The organism is Desulfolutivibrio sp., assembly GCF_036584575.1.
Lineage (GTDB): Bacteria > Desulfobacterota > Desulfovibrionia > Desulfovibrionales > Desulfovibrionaceae > Desulfolutivibrio.
The window spans coordinates 1-19,897 of sequence record NZ_JAZHDB010000114.1; the positions used below are offsets into that span (position 1 = coordinate 1).

Consider the following 19,897-nt stretch of genomic DNA (forward strand, 5'->3'; position numbering starts at 1 on the left):
CTGGTATTGGGCCTTGCCCTGGTGGCGCGTCAGTTCGGTCTCCAGGTTGTGCAGGAACATGGCGAAGAGTCCGCCCAAAAAGGCGGTCAGGGTCACGGCGGCCAGGGTCAGGGCCTGGGGCCAGGGATGGCGGAACAGGTCGCGGATGCCGCGAAAGATCAGGCGAAAAAACATGCCCACGGTCCCCTGGTGTGGCGTTCACAAAAAAACATGTATGTGTTTCTGTTCATAAAAATCATAGCTTCAAGGTGTTGCTGCTTGCTAACCCATAACGAAAATTACCGAACGCATCACGAGGCCCCGTCCGGGCCGGTGAGGCCAGCGGCCTCGGCCACGTCAAAGCCGCCCTGGTCCGCCTCGCCCCCGGACAGGCGCAGGATGCCCGCCTCAGGCACGGCGGCCAGGATGTCCCGGTTGTGGGTGGCCATGATGATGCTCGTGCCGTGCTGGTGGAACTGGCGAAAGACGTCCAAAAGCCGCAGCGACAGCTCCCAGTCCAGGTTGCCTGTGGGTTCGTCGGCCAGGATCACCCGGGGACCGGTGACCACGGCCCGGGCGATGGCCACCCGCTGCTGCTCGCCCCCGGCCAGTTCGGCGCAGGGGCAGTCGGCCAGTCCGTCGAGTTTTAAGGCATGCAGCACGGCCTTGATGCGCCGCGCGGCCTTGGCCCGGGGCATGCCGCGCACCTCAAGGGGCAGAATGACGTTGTCGCGCACGGTGCGCCGGGGCAGGATCTTGAAGTCCTGGAAGACCACGCCCACGTCCCGGCGCAGGGCCGGCAGGCGGCTTTTTTTCATGCGCGCCAGTTCGTGTCCGGCCACGCTGGCCTGGCCGGACTGCAAGGGCAGGGCGCCGTGCAGGATGCGCAAAAGCGTGGTCTTGCCCGCCCCCGAGGGACCGGTCAGAAAGACGAATCCCCCCCGGCCCACGGAAAACGACACGTTGCGCAAGACCCACCGCGCCCCGAACCGAAAGGAGAGATTGCGCACCCGTACCATCGTGTCTCACGCCGCCTTCAGAAGATCTTTTGGGTCACTGGCCGCTTGCCGCCCGCACAGGGCGCCGGGGCTGGCCTCCGCCGCAGGGCGGGGCGACAGGTCCGGCCGTGGTTGTCGTCGCAAAGGGCGCCACGGCGTATGCGGGGCATGGCCTCAACCGCATTTGGTGAAGCCGCAGGACTTGCAGATGTGGCAGCCTTCCTCGAACACCAGCTCCGCCCCGCAGTCCGGGCAGCGGGGGGCGGTCAGGGAGGCGTTGTCGCCTTTGACCGTCTGGCCCGCCATGTAGCGGCTCTCCAGCACCCAGGACACGGCGTCGGGGATGGACAGGAGAAGCCCCTTTTTCTGGAACACCGGGTTTTCGCCGCCGATGCCCTTTAACTGGCCCACGATGTCCTCCACGTCCACGCCCGAGCGCAGGGCCAGGGAGACCAGCCGCCCGATGGCCTCGGCCTTGGCCGTGACCGAGCGGCCGGACTTGCCGATGGTGGCGAAGACCTCGAAAGGCCTGCCGTCGACCTCGTTCACCGTGAGATAGAGCTCGCCAAGGCCGGTCTTGACCTTCTGGGTGAAGCCGTAGACCACGTCGGGCCGGGTCTTGACCCGGGTGGCGGCCTTGGGGGCCTCTTCCTGTCCGGCCTCGCCGGTGCACAGCACCTGGGCCGTCTTGCAGCCGTCGCGGTAGACCGTGACCCCCTTGCAGCCGAGTTCGAAGGCCATGCGGTAGATGCCTGCGATCTCCTCCTTGGTGGCGGTGTTGGGCAGGTTCACAGTCTTGGACACGGCGTTGTCCGTATATTTCTGGAAGGCGGCCTGCATGCGCAGGTGCCACACGGGTTCGATGTCCATGGCCGTGACGAAGACCCGGCGCAGCGCCTCGGGGATCTCCTCCAGGTGGGCCACGGAGCCCTTGCGGGCTACCTCGGCGATGATGTCCGGCCGGGCCAGTCCGGCCGCATCCAGGGCGTCGCGGAAATAGGGGTTGGTCTCCACGAGCTTTTCGCCGTCCATGACGTGGCGGGCGAAGCTCAGGGCGAAAAGGGGCTCCACGCCCGAGGAGCATCCGGCGATGATGGACAGGGTGCCGGTGGGGGCGATGGTGGTGGTGGTGGCGTTGCGGACGGGCCCCTGTCCCTTGGCCGGGAAGACGGAGACGTCGAAGGCCGGGAAGGGACCGCGCAGGGCGGCCAGGGCGGCCGAAGCCTTTTGGGCCTCGGCCTGGATGAAGCTCATGAGCCGCTCGGCCAGAACCAGGGCCTCGGGGCTGTCGTAGGGGACGCGCACCCGGTAGAGCAGGTCGGCGAACCCCATGACCCCCAGGCCGATCTTGCGGTTTTTCCGGACCATCTCGGTGATGACCGGCAGGGGATACTCGGAGGCGTCGATGACGTCGTCCAAAAAACGCACGGACAGGGCCACGATCCGGGCCAGTTCCTCCCAATCCACGCCGTCGGGGGCGGCGGGGGCAAAGACCAGGGCCAGGTTGATGGAGCCCAGGTTGCAGGCCTCGTAGGGCAGAAGGGGCTGTTCGCCGCAGGGGTTGGTGCTCTCGATCTCGCCCAGGGCCGGGGTGGGGTTGTCGCGGTTGATGCGGTCCAGGAACACGATGCCCGGATCGCCGCTCTCCCAGGCCTTGCGGACCAGGAGCTCGAAGATTTCCCGGGCGCTTTGCCGGGCCGCCGCGATCCCGTCGCGGGGATCGATGAGGTCGTAGTCCTGGCCCGAGTCCGCCGCCCGCATGAAGGCCTCGGTGAGGCCCACGGAGATGTTGAAATTGTCCAGGGCGTGTTCGTGTTCCTTGCAGGTGATGAATTCCTTGATGTCGGGGTGGTCCACGCGAAGGATGCCCATGTTGGCCCCGCGCCGGGTGCCGCCCTGTTTGACCTGCTCGGTGGCGGTGTTGAAGATGCGCATAAACGACACCGGGCCCGAGGCCACCCCGCCCGTTGAGCCCACCCGGCTGTGCTTGGCCCGAAGCCTGGAGAAGGAAAAGCCCGTGCCGCCGCCGGATTTGTGGATGAGCGCGGCGAACTTTACGGCGTCGAAGATCTCCTCCATGGAGTCGCCCACCGGCAGCACGAAACAGGCCGCCAACTGTCCAAGCGGCGTTCCGGCGTTCATGAGCGTGGGGGAGTTGGGCAAAAATTTGTAGGAGGTCATGAGGTCGTAGAACTGCCGGGCCGTGGCCGCAACGTCTGCGTCCTGATCGTAATTGGCCTCCTGGCTGGCGATGGCCTGGGCCACGCGCCAGAAGAGCCCGGCCGCATCCTCCAGGGGGCGGCCGTCGGGGCCTTTGCGCAGATAGCGTTTGCCAAGGACGATGGTGGCGTTGGGGTTGATGGCCGGGGTGGGCAGGTCGGCGGGCAGGTCGGCGGGCGTGGACGATGGGGTGCGGGACGATTCGGACATGTGTCGCGGTCTCCAAGGGGTCAAAACGGTTGACGAAATATATCCTGGCGTCCGGGACGCCACAGAAAAAGCAAACATTTCGAATGGTTGAGCTTGGCCGGGAAGCGAAGGCCATGCGGCCGGGGTGCAGGGGAAGCTACGATATTCGGGGCTGACCCGCAACCGCCGAAAAGGTCTGGAGATGGCCGATGGAGATTTTCACGGACCTCCGGCCATGGAGAAGTCCCTCCAATGGCCCAAAAACGCGGCCTCGTGCGGCCTGGGCTTATTTCGCCGTCGGTCGGCAGGCCCCGGCGCAGCAGCCGCCGGACAAAAGCTCGCTGTAGGCGAAAAGGATGCGCCGCTCCCGGTTTATGGCCTCATCGGAAAGCCGGGGGGCGGGCGAGGCTGCGGCCAGGCGCGTCAGTTCGTCGAAATGGGGGATGGTCCGCATGCCGCCCCGGGCCAGGATGTGGCCGTCGGCCACGCGTAAAAGGAGGGCCTCCTTGGTGTCCGTGATCAGGGCCAGGGGCGCGGGCGCGTCGCCGAAAAGCCGCGCCGCGGCCAGGGTCTCGCGGATGTAGGAGCCGGGTTCGCCGGAACAGAAGATGACCACAAGAAGCGGCGCGCCGCTTACGTCCGAGACCGCCAGGTCCACCATGCGGGTATAGTCCTTGCCCTCCATGGGAAAGCACACCCCCGCCTTGGCGCACATCCGGTCCTTGGGATACCCCCGCTCCTCCACGAGAAGCCGGGCTAACGCCTGGCGAAATTCCTCGTAGGAGGTCTCTTCCACGTCCTCGCCGGTCAGGTAGTCCCGGATGACCCGGTTCAGGCTTTCTTCGTGCATGGCCGTCCCGATGAAAAGGATTATGCCGCATGGCGGCGACCGGAAAAAGGTAGCACGTCCGGTCCCGGTGTCAATCCGGCCCGGCCGTCGCCTGGAGCGCAAGGCCCGCCAGGGGCCTCGAAAGCACGAGCAGGTCGCGGCCTCGCCGCGCCGTACGCGAGTGGTTTTCGTGCCTTTCCGCCCGGCGGTCTGGCCGCCGTCGGCGGCGCAAAGCCCCGCCAGGGGCTTTGCATGGTTCAGTTGAGCTTGCGCCGGGCCATGACCCGGCCCACGGTGTCGGCCAGGGCCTGCATCTCGAAGGGTTTGGCCAGGAAGTCGTCCATTCCGGCGGTCAGGAACCGTTCCCGGTCGGATTCCATGGCATAGGCGGTCAGGGCCACGATGGGGATGTTTTTGACCGGGCCCGGAATCTCGCCGTGCCGGATGTGGCGGGTGGCCGTCAGGCCGTCCATGACCGGCATCTGGATGTCCATGAGCACCATGTCGAAGGGGTCGCTGGCCAGGGCGCGCAGGGCCTCCTGCCCGTTTTCCGCCTCGGTGACGGCGTGGCCCATGTGGCGCAGCATGGTCGCGGCGCTTAAGCGGTTGCTGGAGTCGTCCTCCACCAGCAGCACGCGCAGGGGATCGGCGGCGTCCTCAGGGAGGGGCTCGGCCCCAGGGAAGGACACCCGGCAGGCGGGCAGCCAGAAGGCGGCGGTGAAGGAAAAGACGCTGCCCTGGCCGGGGGTGCTCTCCACCCAGACGGAACCGCCCAGAAGCTCGGTGAGTTGCTTGGCGATGGAAAGGCCCAGGCCCGTGCCGCCGTATCTTTTGGTCAGGTAGTCCTCGGCCAGGGAGAAGCTGTCGAAAATCGAGGCCAGCTTGTCCTCGGGGATGCCGATGCCCGTGTCCGCGATCCGGAACAGCAGGCATTCTCCGGAAAATCCCTGGTCCACGAAGACCCGGCGCGGCCCGTCCGGAGGGGCTTCGTAGCGTTCCACGGTCAGCGTGATGCCGCCGCGCATGGTGAAGCGGATGGCGTTGACGAGCAGATTGACCAATATCTGGCGCAGGCGGAAGGGGTCGCCCACCAGGATGTTTCCGATATCGTCGGCGACCCGCCAGGTGAAATCCAGGTTTTTGAGCCGGGCCTGCATCTCGTGGGTGCGGCACAGGGAGTCCACCAGGGAGCGGATGTCGAATTCCTTGACCGTCAGTTGCACGGCCCCGGACTCCATGTTGGCCAGCTCGATAAGGTTGTCCACGATGGACAAGAGCTTTTTGGCCGACTGGAAGGTGATGTCCCAGCATTCGGCCTGATCGGGCGGCAGGGTGGTCGTCTGGGCCAGTTGGGACATGCCGAAGATGGCGTTTAAGGGGGTGCGCAGTTCGTGGCTCATGTTGGCCAGAAACTGGGTCTTGGCCTGATTGGCCTGCTCGGCCTGCTTCCTGGCCTCGGCCATGGACATCTCGGCCAGCGTGCGGAAGGTGGTGTCCAGGACCGTGGCCACCAGCACGTTGTGCCCCGGGACCGGGAAGCTGGCGATGGTGACGTGGCGGCGTTCGCCCGTGGCCGTGGTTATGGGCAGATCCTTCCAGGACATGCGGCCCGGATCTCCGCTTTGCACGTCGGCAAGCATGCGTTCCCGGAGGGAGGTTCTCTCCCGGGGATCGGGAAAAAGGCTGCTGAAATAGCCGTCCAGGGTGGCCAGGGCTTCGGGGGGCCAGCCGAGGATCTCGGAATAGCGGGGGTTTTGGAAGGTGGCCAGCCCGGTGTCCAGGAGGCGCACGCTCACGCCGATGGGCAGGCTGGTCAGGACGGTCTCCATGAACCGGCGGCGTTTGAGCAGTTCCTCTTCGGCCAGCTTGCGGTCGCTGATGTCGCGGGCTACGGAGAAGATGCGCTGCTGCTCGGGCAGGGGGTGGGAGGCGAACGACAGCCAGGCGTAGGCCTCGTCTTTTTTGCGGTAGCGGGCCTCGAAGTTGCGCACGGGGGCGCCCTCCACCAGCCGTTCCCCCATGGCCAGAAAGGCCGACAAATCGTCCGGGTGGACCAGCTCCACCATTGGACGGCCCACAAGTTCCCGGCGCGAGAAGCCCAGGGTCCGGGTCCAGGCCGGATTCACCTGCTGCAAGACGCCCGCGTAATCGGACACGCAGAGAAGATCCACGGAATAGTTGAACAACCGGTCCCGCTCCCGGGTCAATTCCCGGGCGGCGGTCACGTCGGAGGCCATGAACAAAACCCCCGTGATCACGCCGTGGCCATTGTCGATGGGGGCGGCGTGCAGGCTGACTTCCAGACGGGAACCGTCCCGGCGCATACGGACCACGTCCAGGTCGGCGGGGGGGGCCTTGGAAAAGGCCCGGGCCAGGATAGCCAGGAATTCAGTCTTGTGATTGTCTGGCACCGTGGGCAACGGCCGTCCCATGACCTCGGCCTCCTTCCAGCCGAAGAGCCGCTCGGCCGCCGGATTCCAAAGGCTGACGCGGCCTTCCCGGTCCAGAAGGTAGATGGCCAGGGGCGCGGCGTTGATGATGGAGGCCAATCTGTCCCCGGCCGCCGCAAGCTCCCGCCGGGCGGTGAACAGGCTGTCCACCTGCGCCCGCTGACCCGCCGCCATCCGGCGCAGTAGCGCATACAAAAGCAGGCTGGTGGTCACCACGAAGAACCAGCCCTTGGAGGTCTGCATGTCGGAGATGGACTGGGGATCGCGGAAAAGCACGTCGACGGCCATGTCGGAGAAAAGGATCCAGGCCCCGGCCGCCATGAAATAGAGGACAGGGATGATCAGGACGTATTTGTTGCCCGGCTTGAGCATGGGGGCGTCCAGGGCCGAGGTTTTTCGTATCTTTGCAACGATATCCCAGGGGAAGGGAGAAGACAAGAAAAGACCGGCAGACCGCGACCCGGGCGGCATGGTGGACGGCCCTGCCGCCGGGCGGGATCGCCTCCGCACGGCTCGATTTTTGTCCTGGGATGCGCTAGGCCTGTCCAAACGACGGAGACGGCATGGAAAATCATGATCACGCCCCGGATTTGAAAAATCTCGAAGAGCAGTTGCGCCGGGAAAATCCTCTGTTGGTGGACGCCGTGGCCTCCTTTCGCAAGCTCGACTTCGTGGGGAGGCGGCTCGGGCTTTTGCCGAAGGGCGGCTCCTTTGCCGCGCGCATCGCCTGGTGGCCGCTTGTCGCCGTCCTGGGACCGTTTTCGGCGGGCAAGTCCACCTTCATCAACAGCTATCTGGGCCAATCCCTGCAACATACCGGCACCCACGCCGTGGACGACAAGTTCACGGTCATCTGCCACACCACCGAGCCCTCGTCCCGGGTCTTGCCCGGCGTGGCCCTGGACGCCGACCTGCGCTTTCCCTTCTACAAAATGAGCCAGGAGCTGGAAAAGGTGGAGGCCGGGGAGGGCGGCCGCATCGACGCCTATCTGCAACTCAAGACCTGCCCCGGCGAGCGGGCCAAGGGACTCATCCTCATCGACTCCCCGGGATTCGACGCCGACGCCCAACGCACCGCCACCTTGCGCATCACCGACTACATCATGGACCTCTCGGACCTGGTCCTGGTCCTTTTCGACGCCAACCGGCCCGAGCCCGGGGCCATGCGCGACACCCTGCGCCATCTGGTGGCCGGAACCGTGACCCGCAAGGACTCAAACAAGTTCCTCTATGTCTTAAACCGCATGGACGTCACCGCCCGGGAGGACAATCCCGAGGAGGTGGTGGGGGCCTGGCAGCGGTCGCTGGCCCAGCATGGACTTACGGCCGGGAAGTTCTACCGGGTCTACAGCCCCGAGGCGGCCCTGCCCATCGCGGACGAGGCCCTGGCCCGACGGTTTGCCGCCAAAAGGGACAAGGATCTGGCGGAAATCCACGGCCGCATGGCCCAGGTGCGGGTGGAGCGGGCCTACCGCATCGTGGGGGCCCTGGAGAAGATGGCCCGGGAGATCGAGGACGATTTCGTGCCGCGCATCCGGGATCTTGCCGCCCGCTGGCGCAAAGGCGTGTTGCGCTTCGACGCGCTTTTTTTCGGGATCGCCGCGGCCCTGTGCGTTGCGGCCTCGTTTGCGTCCGGACCTGCCGCCGAGGGGAGTTTCCTGCCCGGGTGGCTGGACTGGATCTTTTCCGCCTCCTGGCGGGCCTGGCCCTTTGCGGCCCTGGTCCTGGCCGGGGCCGGGTTCATCCATGCCAAGGCCCGGGGGCTGGCCGAGGGCCGCCTGCGCCGGGCCCTTGCCCGGGAGAATCCGCCCGGGGCCCTGCGCGAGGCCCTGGAGCGGGCCATGGACAAAAACACCGTGTGGTGGCGCAGCATCTTCGCCTCGGAGCCGGCCGGGTGGGGCAACGCCTCGCGGCGGCGCATCCGGGAGGCCATCGCCGGGGCCGAGTCCCTGGTGCAGGCCTTAAACGACCGCTACGCCCAACCCTCGGGGCCGCGCCCCGAGCCGTCCGACACCCCAACCACCCTATGAAGACACGAAAAATCATGAATCCCGCCTGCAAGGACATCACCTCGTTTCTGGTCATGGATATTTTGGAAAAGGCCCAGGGCCTGGAGCGCCAGGGCCATCACGTCATCCACCTGGAGATCGGCGAACCGGACTTCGACACCCCGGACTGCGTCAAGGAGGCCGCCTGCCGGGCCATCCGCGACGGCAAGACCCACTACAGCCACAGCCTGGGCCTGATCGAACTGCGCGAGGCCATCTGCCGCCACTACGCCGAGGAATACGGGGTCACGGTCAAGCCGCAAAACATCGTGGTCACGGGCGGCACCTCGGCGGCCCTGTTTCTTTTGTTCGCAGCCTTCGCCAAACCCGGCCAGGACATCTTCCTCACGGACCCGGGCTATGCCTGCTATCCGAACTTCATCCGCTTCACCGGGGCCAACCCGGCCTACATCCCGGTCACCGAGGAGGACGGCTTCCAGTTCAACCCGGACACCCTGGCGGGGCGCGTCAATGACAAGACCCGGGCCATCCTGGTCAATTCGCCCGGAAATCCGTCCGGGACGGTTATCAGCCGGGAGAACATGCGGCGGCTGTGCGAACTTGGCCCGGCGATTATCTCGGACGAAATCTACCATGGCCTGGTCTACGAGGGGAAAGCCAGCAGCGCCCTGGAATTTACGGACAACTGCTTTGTCCTAAACGGCTTTTCCAAGCTGCACGCCATGACCGGCTTTCGGCTGGGCTATCTCATCGCGCCGGAAAAGTACCTGTGCCTTCTCCAGAAGTTGCAGCAGAACTTTTTCATCTGCGCCTCGTCCGTGGCCCAGTGGGCCGGGATCGCGGCCCTGACCGAGGCCGGACCGGACATCGAGCGCATGCGCAAAACCTACGACGAGCGGCGCACGTTTCTCGTCAAGGGACTGCGGGAGCTGGGGTTTACGATCCGGGTGGAGCCCACGGGGGCGTTTTACGTGCTGGTCAACGCCCGGCATCTGGGCGCGGACTCCCTGGCCCTGGCCCACGACATCCTGGACAAGGCCCACCTCGGGGTGACCCCGGGCATCGACTTCGGCCCGGGCGGCGAGGGGCATCTGCGGTTTTCCTACGCCAATTCCCTGGAGAACATCGCCGAGGGCCTGCGGCGGCTCAAGGGCTATATCGAGGCCTACCATGGACGGTAATGATGATTTAGGAGCTTCTGTGTTCAAGCCTGTTAACTCTTGTCTCCAATTTATAAAAGACGAGATAGAGGTTGTTGATTTTGCCATTCGCGGTGCTTATGCATTAGAAGCTTCTCCGGATATCATTAGGATAGCTGAGAAAGCAGTTCCTGAGCATGGAAATTTGTTTTTGATAATTAAAAAGATCACCTCCGTAGCTAACTCAAAGAAAGAGTGGATAGAAAAACAGCGGGATGGCGGGTTTGAGACGTTTTATCGGCATAGCCTGATAAGTGTATGGGCATCGTTTGAGTCATGTGTAGAAGATTTATTTGTCTCAATTGTCAAAATGGATGTTGAATATTTCGACAAGGTGAAGAGTTCTTTTAAAAATTGGAAAGTTAGCTATGCTGATATGGAAGAGGGAGATTTTCATAAAATGTATAGTGACTTTGAGAGGAGGGTTCCCAAAAATAATGCATATTATAAGTGTAGATCAGTGTTAAATATTTTTGAAATAGATTTCGTTTTAAATGATGCGCAAAGTTCGTTGTTTGTTGAGGCGAATGAAGTTCGAAATTGTTTATTACATAGATCTGGTAATATCGATGCAATAGCTATAGAGCGAGCTCCGACATTGTCTAGATTTGATATTGGATGTGTAAAGGTTGACAAAATCATGTATATAGGCTACTCTAATGTTGTTATAGATGTTGTTAAACAGATTTTTGTTTCAGTTATGAATCTTATTAGATTAAGATATTATAAGAATGGCTGATTTTGATAAGTATGCATGTATAGTGTGCAGTATGTACAGTGATAGTATTCACCGGACACTGTCGGCCCCGGGGCCATGTCCCGCCTGAGGGCGGACGTGGTCCGGGCGGGTGGCCGGAGACCGGGCGAAGGGCCCGCAATAACATCGGCGGAGGGGAGCGGCTGGACGTCCGCTTGCGAATCGCCCGCAACGCCGCGCCGAGAAGACGGTTTCCCGGCGCATTGTGGACAACCGCCTGAAATGACGCTACCTCCGAGGGGCGGATTGCGGCCCAGGCGGGGCATTCCGACATTTCGCGCAGATGCGCCCGGCGCGTAGGGCCCGCAGCTTTGCCGCGGCGTCCGCTTCCCGGACAACCTCTCCAGCAAGCCCGGATGGCGACGGTTCCCATGGCGGTCACGCAAAACATCAAGGTGCTTGGCGCCTTCCCTGCCGACTACGCCGGGGAGTTCCTGGTCCGTTTCGGCCATGTCCCGATCCCGGAACACATCGATCGCCGGATGGTGCATGACCTTCCCCGGCCCGCCCCGGAGTCGGCGGCATCCGTCACGGCCACCCCCGTGGACCTGCTCCGGGGAGTGGCGTTTCTGGTGGACGCCGCCTGCCGCGACCTGGACATGGACGCCGTGACGGACGTGCAGATGGAATATCTGTACCGCTATTACAAGGGCGTCATCCTCCCCAACAGTTCGCCCCTGGCCCCGGCGACCGACGGCGTTCGCCCCCAGTCGGCCCCCGAGATCGTCCGGATCGTCAACAAGCTTCGCAACATGCCGTATCTGCTGCGCTATCCGCTCACGGAGAAATTGGCGGGCCAGAATATCCGTCAGCCGGTACTGGTGCTTTTGCCCGGGCCGTCGCTACCCGGGATCGGCCCGAGGCTGGCGGAACTGGCCCGAAGCCACCTGGTCGTGGCGGTCTCGCGCACGCTGGAGTTCTGCCTGGAGCATGGGGTGGCGCCGGATTTCGTGGTGCAGCTCGACACCTACCTCATCCAGCGCAAATACTACGAGAAGCTGCCGCCCCTGCAAAACACCACGCTCGTGGCCCTGTCCCTGTGTCCGGTCCACGGGATTGCCGACAGGTTCAAGGGCGTGTTCTTCATGGACAGCTTCGATACGTCCGTCCTGAAAAACGCCTGCCGCATGCGTGAAAACGGCCTGAGCACCCTCATGGGATGCATGGGGCTGGCCGAATGCCTGGCATCCCCCTACGCGCTTCTGGTCGGCGCGGACCTGAGCTTTCCCGGCGACAACCGCACCGGCGGGTATTTCAACAGCCCCGACGCCGGGAAGGCCGTCCGGGAGGCCCCGCCCGAATGCATCCTGGTCAAAGACGGCCTTTTGGTGCTGAAAAACCGCGCCGGGCGACGGGTTTCCACGACGCTGATGTATCTGGCCGTGGCCCGGGAGGCCGCGGGATACGCCCGGGATATCGAAGACGCCGCAGGGGTTCGGTTTTACGTCGGCAATGACGAGGGCATCCTGGCCGCGCGCATTCCGACCCTGCGCCCGGAGGAACTGGCCGCCGCGCCCCCCCTGGACCGCCGCGTCCTGGCGGAGAAAATCGGCGCCGCGCTTTCCACGCCGGAACGCGTGGAGATGATACGGCTCAAAGTGGACTGCGTGAAGACGATCCAGGCCCTGGACCAGAACCTCCTGTTTCTTGAGGCCTGCCGGGTGCGGAAGGAATACGGCGATCTGGCCCGGCACCCCATTGCCCTGTTCGCGGAGCAGGAGCGGGACTTCGGCCTCCCGGCCGATCCGGAAATACGGCTGGGGTTTTCCCTGCGTATCGCCCGGCAATGGCGGCGGGCCCTCGTTCAGGCCCACAACCTCAGCCTGGCGTACATGATCGCACGGCATGGGGGCCCGATCCCCCTTGTCTGCCTGCCGGACGAGGCCGCGCGGCCCTTCCCGGGGCTTGAGCGGCTGTATCCCGGTTTTTCCTGGGACGTAAGGCCCCTGCTGAGTCCCGCCGACGCGCCGCAGCCGGAGTTCCCGCGCGCCATATCGTACATCGCCCTGCACCGGACCCTGGCGTCCTTGCAGGTGGTCTTTGTCACGGCGGCCGCCCGGGAGGCCTTTCGGTACCATTTCGACGTCTACGGCGGGGACAACCTCTATTATCCGGGACCGGAGCCAACGGAGTAAGACATGGCCGGGAAGACATACGCGATCATCTTGGCGGGAGGGGCGGGGGAGCGCATGGAGTCGCCGACCCCCAAGCAGTTCCTCAAGCTGGCTGGGCGCACCGTCATCGAGCACACGCTGGCGGCCTTTGAGAACCACCCGCGCATCGACGGCATTTTTGTGGTCTGCAATCCCAAGTACCGCCTGCTGATGGAAGAATTGCTGCTGCGCAGTCCGCTGAAAAAAATCGTCAAGGTGCTCGGCGGCGGCAAGAGCCGGATGGAGAGTTCCCGGGCCGGGGTGTTCGCCGTGCCCGAGGACGACGCCAAGGTGCTTTTGCACGACGCCGTGCGGCCCTTCGTGTCGGCGCGCATCATCGACGACTGCATCGACGCCCTGGACCGTTTCGTGGCCGTGGATGTGGCCATCCCGGCCACGGACACCATCATCGAGGTCAACGACATGGCCTGCATCGCCTCGATTCCCTCGCGCAGCCGCCTGCAACAGGGCCAGACCCCCCAGGCCTTCCAGGCCGGGGTCATCAAGAAGGCCCACCGCCTGGCGGCCGAGGACCGCTCCATCTCCGTCACCGACGACTGCGGGCTCATCCTGCGCTACGGGCTGGGGGACATCTACGTGGTGCGCGGCGAAAACAAGAACATCAAGATCACCCACACCGAGGATCTGTTCCTGGCCGACAAGATTTTCCAGATCAACACCGCCCAGGCCGACGTCCGCATCGACCTTTCCCTGCTCAAGGGCAAATCCGTGGTCGTTTTCGGGGCCTCCCAGGGCATCGGGGCGGCCATCGCCTACATGGCCCGGGCGCATGAGGCCCGGGTGCATGGCTTTTCCCGGACCACCGGCGTCGATGTCGCGGACGCCGCCGCCGTGGAGGGCGCCCTGGCCGAGGTCATGCGCCAGGAGGGCCGCATCGATTTCGTGGTCAACACCGCCGCCGTGCTGCGCTTCGGACGGTTGATGGATCGGCGCATGGAGGACGTGCGGGCTGAGATCGGCACGAATTTTGTGGGCAACCTCAACGTGGTCCGGGCGGCCCTGCCGCACCTGGCGCCGTCGCGGGGCAGCATCGCGCTTTTCACCTCAAGCTCGTTTACCCGGGGCCGGGCCCTGTATTCGGTCTATTCCTCGTCCAAGGCCGCCACGGTGAATCTGGTGCAGGGCGTCGCCGAGGAGATGGCCGTTTCCGGCGTGCGCATCAACGCCATCAATCCCGAACGCACGGCCACGCCCATGCGCACGGAAAATTTCGGCCAGGAGCCCCCGGAAACCCTGCTTGACCCCAAAAACGTGGCCGCCGCCACCCTGCGCACCCTGCTGTCGCCGTTTTCGGGCATGGTGGTGGACGTGCGGCTGACGGACAGGCATTGTGCGGCCTAGCGGCGAAACGTAACGGCCGTGTTTGTTGGGAATGACCGTTTCGAGGCGTAACGGATCACGGTGTAACATCGCCTTTGAGGACGTCGTACGAGCATGGAACCAGATCAGGCCAGAACCATCGCCCGCTTTCTCGCCGAGCGACCGCGCCGACCGAAGAACATCGCCTTCGTCAGCGGCGGCGACGGCCAATTTTCCGGGAACGTCAAATACCTGTTTCTGCACTTCGCCCGGCATGTCCCGCAGTGCAAAAGCGTCTTCGTGACCACGAACGCAACCGTGCACAGGGCCCTGCGGGGTCGGGGGCTCAGGGCGGTCTGCTTTCCCTCCCAGGACGCCCTGGAGGTTCTGGCCAGGGCCTCGGTGGTGGTGGCCGACGGCTTCCAGTACCGGGAAAACGGCATGTCGGTGTTCGCCATCGGCGCGAAGATCGTGCAGTTGTGGCACGGTGTCGGGTTCAAGAAGATCGGATTCGTCGAGGCCGAGACCTCCCTGGACCTGCCGCCCGAGCGGCGGGCCTATCTGCGGGAGAGGTATTCCGGATACGACGCCGTGGTGTCCACGTCGCCGTTTTATACGGAGCATCTTTTCAAGACATCGTTCGGCGCCAAGGAGATATGGGAGACGGGCTACCCGCGAAACGACGCGCTTGTGCGTCCGTGCGCCAAAGACGACCTCATCGGCTGCGACCTGGAGAGCTACGCCCAGGTCCGGACCTTGGCCAGACGCTTCCGGCTGTGCCTGTACGCCCCCACGTTTCGCGATGACGACGGGGATTTCTTCCAGCGCGGCCCGTTACGCTTTGAGGCCTTGTCGCGGTTTCTCGACCGGGAAGGCATGATCCTGTTTCTCAAGATGCACGCCTTTACGAGCGCCCGCCTGGGCAGCGACCTCACAAACATCCGGGTCATCGACAACGCAAGCGACGTCTATCCGCTGCTGCCGCATTTCTCCTGCCTGATCACGGATTATTCCTCGATCTACATGGACTATCTGCATCTCGACCGCCCCGTGGCGTTTTTTCCCTTCGACCGGGCCGACTACGCCTCCCGGATGCGGGAGTTCCAGTTCGACTATGACGACATGACCCCGGGCCCCAAGTGCTTCACCCAGGACGACCTGGAACGGGCCCTGGTCCAGGCCGCAACCGATCCCGACGCGGATCGCGCCCGGCGGCGCGAGGTGCGCGAACTGGCCTTCTCCCACCACGACGGGCGCGCCTGCTGGCGCGTGGCCGAGCGGATCCTGCAATTGGCAGGCGTCGCCGGGGAGCCTTCCGGCCTTTCCCCGTCCTTGGCCCCTTGACTTCGCCTCTTCTCGCGGGCAAGCAATCCCAACGCCTATACCACCCCCCCGAGAGAGGACCGCGAGCATGGCCGAAAACATCACCCGAAAGATCATCGCCGCCCATCTGGTGAGCGGCGAGATGGTTCCCGGCAGCGAGATAGGTCTGCGCATCGACCAGACCCTGACCCAGGACGCCACCGGCACCATGGCCTACCTTCAGTTCGAGGCCATAGGCATGGACCGGGTGGCCACGGAGCTCTCCGTGAGCTACGTGGACCACAACACCCTGCAAATGGGCTTTCGCAATCCCGACGACCATCAATATCTGCGCACCATGGCCGGGCGCTACGGCATCATCTATTCCCCCCCGGGAACCGGCATCTGCCACCAGTTGCACCTGGAGAATTTCGCCAGGCCCGGCAAGACCCTGGTCGGCTCGGACAGCCACACCCCCACGGCCGGAGGCATTGGCGCCCTGGCCATGGGCGCGGGCGGCCTGTCCGTGGCCCTGTCCATGGCCGGGCAGGCCTATTTCCTGCCCATGCCCAAGGTCGTGCGCGTCTGGCTCGACGGCGCGCTTACCGGCTGGGCCACGGCCAAGGACGTGATCCTGCACCTTTTGGGGCTTCTCACCGTCAAGGGGGGCGTGGGCAAGGTCATGGAATACGCCGGGCCGGGCGTGGCTGCCCTGTCCGTGCCCGAGCGGGCGGTGATCACCAACATGGGCGCAGAGCTTGGGGCCACCACCTCGATTTTCCCCAGCGACGCCGTCACCCGCGACTTCCTGACCCGCATGGGCCGTCCGGAAGATTTCACCGAGCTTGCGGCCGACGCGGGCGCGGCCTACGACGACGAGATCAAAATCGACCTGTCGGCGCTCGTTCCCCTGGCCGCCGCGCCGCATATGCCCGACCGCATGACGGCCATCAAAGACCTGGACGGCATGAAGGTCAATCAGGCGGCCATCGGCTCCTGCACCAACTCCTCCTACGCCGACCTCAAGACCGTGGCGCTCATGCTCAAGGGCAGGCGCATATGCCCCGAGACCGACCTCATGATCTCCCCGGGCTCCAAGCAGGTGTTGTCCATGCTGGCCTCCGAGGGCCTTTTGGCCCACATCATCGACAGCGGGGCCAGGCTCCTGGAGTGTACCTGCGGCCCGTGCATCGGCATGGGCGGCTCCCCCACCTCGGGGGGGGTGAGCGCGCGCACCTTTAACCGCAACTTCGAGGGCCGAAGCGGCACCCAGGACGCCAAGGTCTATCTGGTCAGCCCCCAGACCGCCGCCATGGCCGCCCTGTGCGGGGCCTTCACCGACCCGGCCACCTGGGGCGAAGCCCCGGCCAGGGTGGAGCTGCCGAAAAGCGTGCCCAGCATCAAAGATCTCTTCATCTTCCCTCCGGCCGACGGCGCCCGGGTCGAGATCGTGCGCGGCCCCAACATCAAGGCCCTGGACCGGTTCGCGGTCATGCCCGAGGTGATCGAGGCCGCCGTGGCCTTGAAGGTCGGCGACGACATCACCACGGACCACATCCTGCCGGCCGGGGCCCAGATCACGGCGCTTCGCTCCAACATCCCGGCCATCAGCGAATTCGTCTTCAGCCGGGTGGACGCGGGGTTTGTGCCGCGCATCAAGGAACTGGGGAAGGGCGTCATCCTGGCCGGGGAGAACTACGGGCAGGGATCGAGCCGTGAACACGCCGCCCTGGGGCCCCGGCACCTGGGCGTTATGGCGGTCATCGCCAAGTCCCTGGCCCGCATCCATCGGGCCAACCTGGTCAACTTCGGCATCCTGCCGCTGATCCTGGCGGACAAGGCCGACTATGATCGCATCGCGCAGGGCGCGACCCTGCGCATCGCCACCGCCGACATCCGTCCCGGGGAGGCCGCAGCCGTCGCCGTCGAGGGCGGGGCGCCGGTCATGGTCACAAATGATTTGACCCGGAAGGAACTGGACATTATTTTGTCCGGCGGCCTGCTCAATACCGTCAAGCGGTAGGGGCCCGGCTGCATCACGAAGGAAGGCCCCGGCCGCCGCACGTCAGGCGACCACGGCGACGGGGCTTCTGCGGCAAGCGCACCCGCCGCGCCGCCCCCGGATATCCGGCCTTGAGCCGGGCCGGGTGGGGGCTTGCGGGCGCGCGTCGCGATTTTTTTTCGCCAGGCCGGTTCGAGGCGTCGCTTTCCCCACGTCCGCTCCGCCGCACGCGAATCCCAAGGAGAAACCCATGCTCGATTCCATGCGTCAAAACGCCCAATCCTGGGGCGTCAAAATCGTCTTCGGACTCATCATCGTGGTCTTCGTGTTCTGGGGCGTCGGCAACTTCGATAGCGACACCGCCTCGGTGGTGGCCTACGTGGACGACCGCCCCATCCTGGTCAAGGAATACGAGAAGACCTTCGAGGAAAGCCTGCGGCTGGTGCATAACCAGAATCCCAACGTCACCGACAAGGAACTGGCCGAGGGCGGCTTCCGCTGGCAGGTCTTCAGCCAGATGCTCACCCAGACCATGCTGGCCGCCCAGGCCGCCAAGCTCAACCTCTCCGTCTCCGACGCCGAACTGCGCCGGGAAATCGCCCGGGTTCCGGCCTTCGCCGGCGAGGACGGCAAGTTCGACGCCAAACGCTACGAGGAGCTGCTCAAGGTCAATGGCTTAAATCCCGCCGAATTCGAGACGGACATGCGCCAGAACCTCACCCTGGAAAAGCTCGGCAGCTATCTCGCCCTGCCCGCCCAGGTCACCGAGACCGAGGCCCGGTCCCTCTACGACTTCAGCCGGGAACAGGCCGTCATCGAATACATCCCCTTCACCTCCGACGCGTTTTCCCAGGGCGTCACCCCGACCGACGAGGCCATCAAGGCCTTCTACGACGCCAACGGAGACAAGTTCAAAACCCCGGCCCAGATCAAGGTCGATTACCTGGACCTGTCCCCCCAGACCCTGGCCAAGCCCGACGAAATCACCGACCAGGACATGGAGGCCTACTACAAGGCCAACCCCAAGGCCTTCGAGCGTCCCGAATCCGTCGAGGTCCGCCACCTCCTGGTCATGCTGCCCCCCGACGCCTCCGCCGACGAGGTCAAGGCCGCCGAGAAACGGATGGCCGAACTGGCCGAACGGCTGCGCAAGGGCGAGGATTTCGCCTCGCTTCTGCCGAAAAATCCCACCGAGGGCGACAATCTCATGGGTGAGGACTACGCTTGGCTGTCGCGCGGCGCCCTGCCCAAGGAATTCAAAGCCTTCGAGGACGCCGCCTTCAGCCTGGAAAAGGGCAAGGTCAGCGATCCCCTGCGCACCACCGTGGGCCTGCATGTCCTTGAGATCCGGGAGAAGCGTCCCTCCGGGGTCGCCCCCCTGGCCGACGTCAAGGACGAGATCCGGGGCATCCTGGCTGAGGAGCGCGCCGCCGACCGTCTGGCCAAGGTCATGGACGCCGTGCAGGACAAGGTCGTGGCCGGGGTCGAACTGGCCAAGGCCGCCGAAGAGGAAGGCCTGGCCATCGGGCAGACCCCGCTGTTCTCCAAGGACATGCCCCCCGCGAACCTCAAGATCGCCCCCCAGTCCCTGGAAACCCTCTTTGCCCTGCCCCTGGGGGAAACCACCCAGGCCCCTCTGACCACCGAGGACGGGTTCCTCCTGGCCAAGGTCGTGGAGGTTAAACCGGCCTCCGTGGCCCCCCTGGCCGATGTCAAAGACCGCATCGTGGCCGAGTTGGTGGAAAAGCAGGCCCTGGCCACGGCCAAGGAAAAGGCCGAGGCCGCCGCCACGGAAATGAAAACTCCCGAGGGACTGGCCAAGGTGCTGGCCGAATACAAAGACAAGATCACCCTGTCCCAGCCCTTTACCCGCCAGGGCTTCATCCCCGGTCTGGGCATGGCGCCGCCCCTGGTCAAGGTCGCCTTTGAACAAAAAACCAAGGATTGGCAGCCCCAGGTCTTCGCCGTCTCCGACGGCTACGTCCTGGCCCGGCCCGAAAAGCGCATCGAGCCCGATCCCGCTGCCTGGAACGCCGATAAGGACAAATGGATGCAGTCGCTTCTGCAATCCAAGCAAAGCGAACTGTTTCGCGCCTACCTGACCACCATTCAGGAACAGGCCAAGATCGAAATGGTCAACGTCGATATCCTCGGGCCCCGCCCCGGCGGCGATGCCGCTGCGGCGCAGTAGGGCGAAATGGTGTGGGGGGCGCTGCCCCCCACGCCCCCCGGCAGGGGGCTAAGCCCCCTGCACCCCATATATGCGGCCCCCTGGCCGACGCGGATGCGTCGGCCAGGGGGCCGCAACGATTTGGGCGCAGAGGCTTGCCGCCCTTTGCCCGGCGGCGCGGCCGGGAGGAGCACTCTCGCCGTGCCGCCTGGATTTCCGGGCGCTCGTTTCTGGCGCATCGCGCCAGAAACGAGCGCCCGAGGCCGGGGGGTCCGGGGGGAATGATTCCCCCCGGGCGGGGTCCGGGGCGGCAGCCCCGG

The 19,897-nt window shown here is 64.8% G+C and carries 12 protein-coding genes; 8 read left to right on the forward strand and 4 right to left on the reverse strand.

Going from position 1 to position 19,897, the window contains the following annotated elements; all coding sequences use genetic code 11:
- Positions 1-290 precede the first annotated feature (290 nt).
- The 4 genes from V3572_RS08790 to V3572_RS08805 all read right to left on the reverse strand — a co-directional run bounded on the left by V3572_RS08790 (position 291) and on the right by V3572_RS08805 (position 7,037).
- A complete protein-coding gene (locus V3572_RS08790) occupies positions 291-998 on the reverse strand; it encodes a cell division ATP-binding protein FtsE (protein ID WP_332110614.1) in 708 nt (235 codons plus the stop codon).
- Positions 999-1,151: 153 nt separating this feature from the next.
- Positions 1,152-3,407: a vitamin B12-dependent ribonucleotide reductase gene (locus V3572_RS08795; protein ID WP_332110615.1), complete on the reverse strand. Its 2,256-nt coding sequence runs from the start codon at positions 3,405-3,407 to the stop codon at positions 1,152-1,154.
- A 265-nt stretch (positions 3,408-3,672) separates the two neighbouring features.
- The gene (locus V3572_RS08800; protein WP_332110616.1) at positions 3,673-4,236 is read right to left on the reverse strand and encodes a type I restriction enzyme HsdR N-terminal domain-containing protein; all 564 of its coding nucleotides are present in this window, start codon (positions 4,234-4,236) and stop codon (positions 3,673-3,675) included.
- A gap of 236 nt (positions 4,237-4,472) precedes the next feature.
- Positions 4,473-7,037 (reverse strand): PAS domain S-box protein, encoded by a 2,565-nt coding sequence (locus V3572_RS08805; RefSeq protein WP_332110617.1) that lies wholly within the window; start codon positions 7,035-7,037, stop codon positions 4,473-4,475.
- Between the two features lie 191 nt (positions 7,038-7,228).
- Here V3572_RS08805 and V3572_RS08810 point away from each other — a divergent pair, with 191 nt between their 5' ends.
- From V3572_RS08810 to V3572_RS08845, 8 genes are all read left to right on the forward strand, one after another.
- Positions 7,229-8,695, forward strand: a complete 1,467-nt coding sequence (locus V3572_RS08810; RefSeq protein WP_332110618.1) for a dynamin family protein — start codon at positions 7,229-7,231, stop codon at positions 8,693-8,695.
- Positions 8,696-8,709: 14 nt separating this feature from the next.
- A complete protein-coding gene (locus V3572_RS08815; protein WP_332110619.1) occupies positions 8,710-9,855 on the forward strand; it encodes a pyridoxal phosphate-dependent aminotransferase in 1,146 nt (381 codons plus the stop codon).
- Entirely contained in the window at positions 9,845-10,612 is a 768-nt protein-coding gene (locus V3572_RS08820) for a hypothetical protein (protein ID WP_332110620.1), read from the forward strand. Before V3572_RS08815 ends, V3572_RS08820 begins: the two co-directional genes overlap by 11 nt.
- 389 nt (positions 10,613-11,001) lie before the next feature.
- Positions 11,002-12,765 carry a 6-hydroxymethylpterin diphosphokinase MptE-like protein gene (locus tag V3572_RS08825; RefSeq protein WP_332110621.1) on the forward strand — a complete coding sequence of 588 codons (1,764 nt, stop codon included), beginning with the start codon at positions 11,002-11,004 and terminating at the stop codon, positions 12,763-12,765.
- Between the two features lie 3 nt (positions 12,766-12,768).
- Positions 12,769-14,145: a 2-C-methyl-D-erythritol 4-phosphate cytidylyltransferase gene (gene ispD, locus V3572_RS08830; RefSeq protein ID WP_332110622.1), complete on the forward strand. Its 1,377-nt coding sequence runs from the start codon at positions 12,769-12,771 to the stop codon at positions 14,143-14,145.
- A 93-nt stretch (positions 14,146-14,238) separates the two neighbouring features.
- Positions 14,239-15,447, forward strand: coding sequence for a CDP-glycerol glycerophosphotransferase family protein (locus V3572_RS08835; RefSeq protein ID WP_332110623.1), 1,209 nt, complete (start codon positions 14,239-14,241; stop codon positions 15,445-15,447).
- 67 nt (positions 15,448-15,514) lie between these two features.
- A complete protein-coding gene (locus V3572_RS08840) occupies positions 15,515-17,428 on the forward strand; it encodes an aconitate hydratase (protein WP_332110624.1) in 1,914 nt (637 codons plus the stop codon).
- A 229-nt stretch (positions 17,429-17,657) separates the two neighbouring features.
- Entirely contained in the window at positions 17,658-19,598 is a 1,941-nt protein-coding gene (locus V3572_RS08845) for a SurA N-terminal domain-containing protein (protein ID WP_332110625.1), read from the forward strand.
- Positions 19,599-19,897 lie beyond the last annotated feature (299 nt).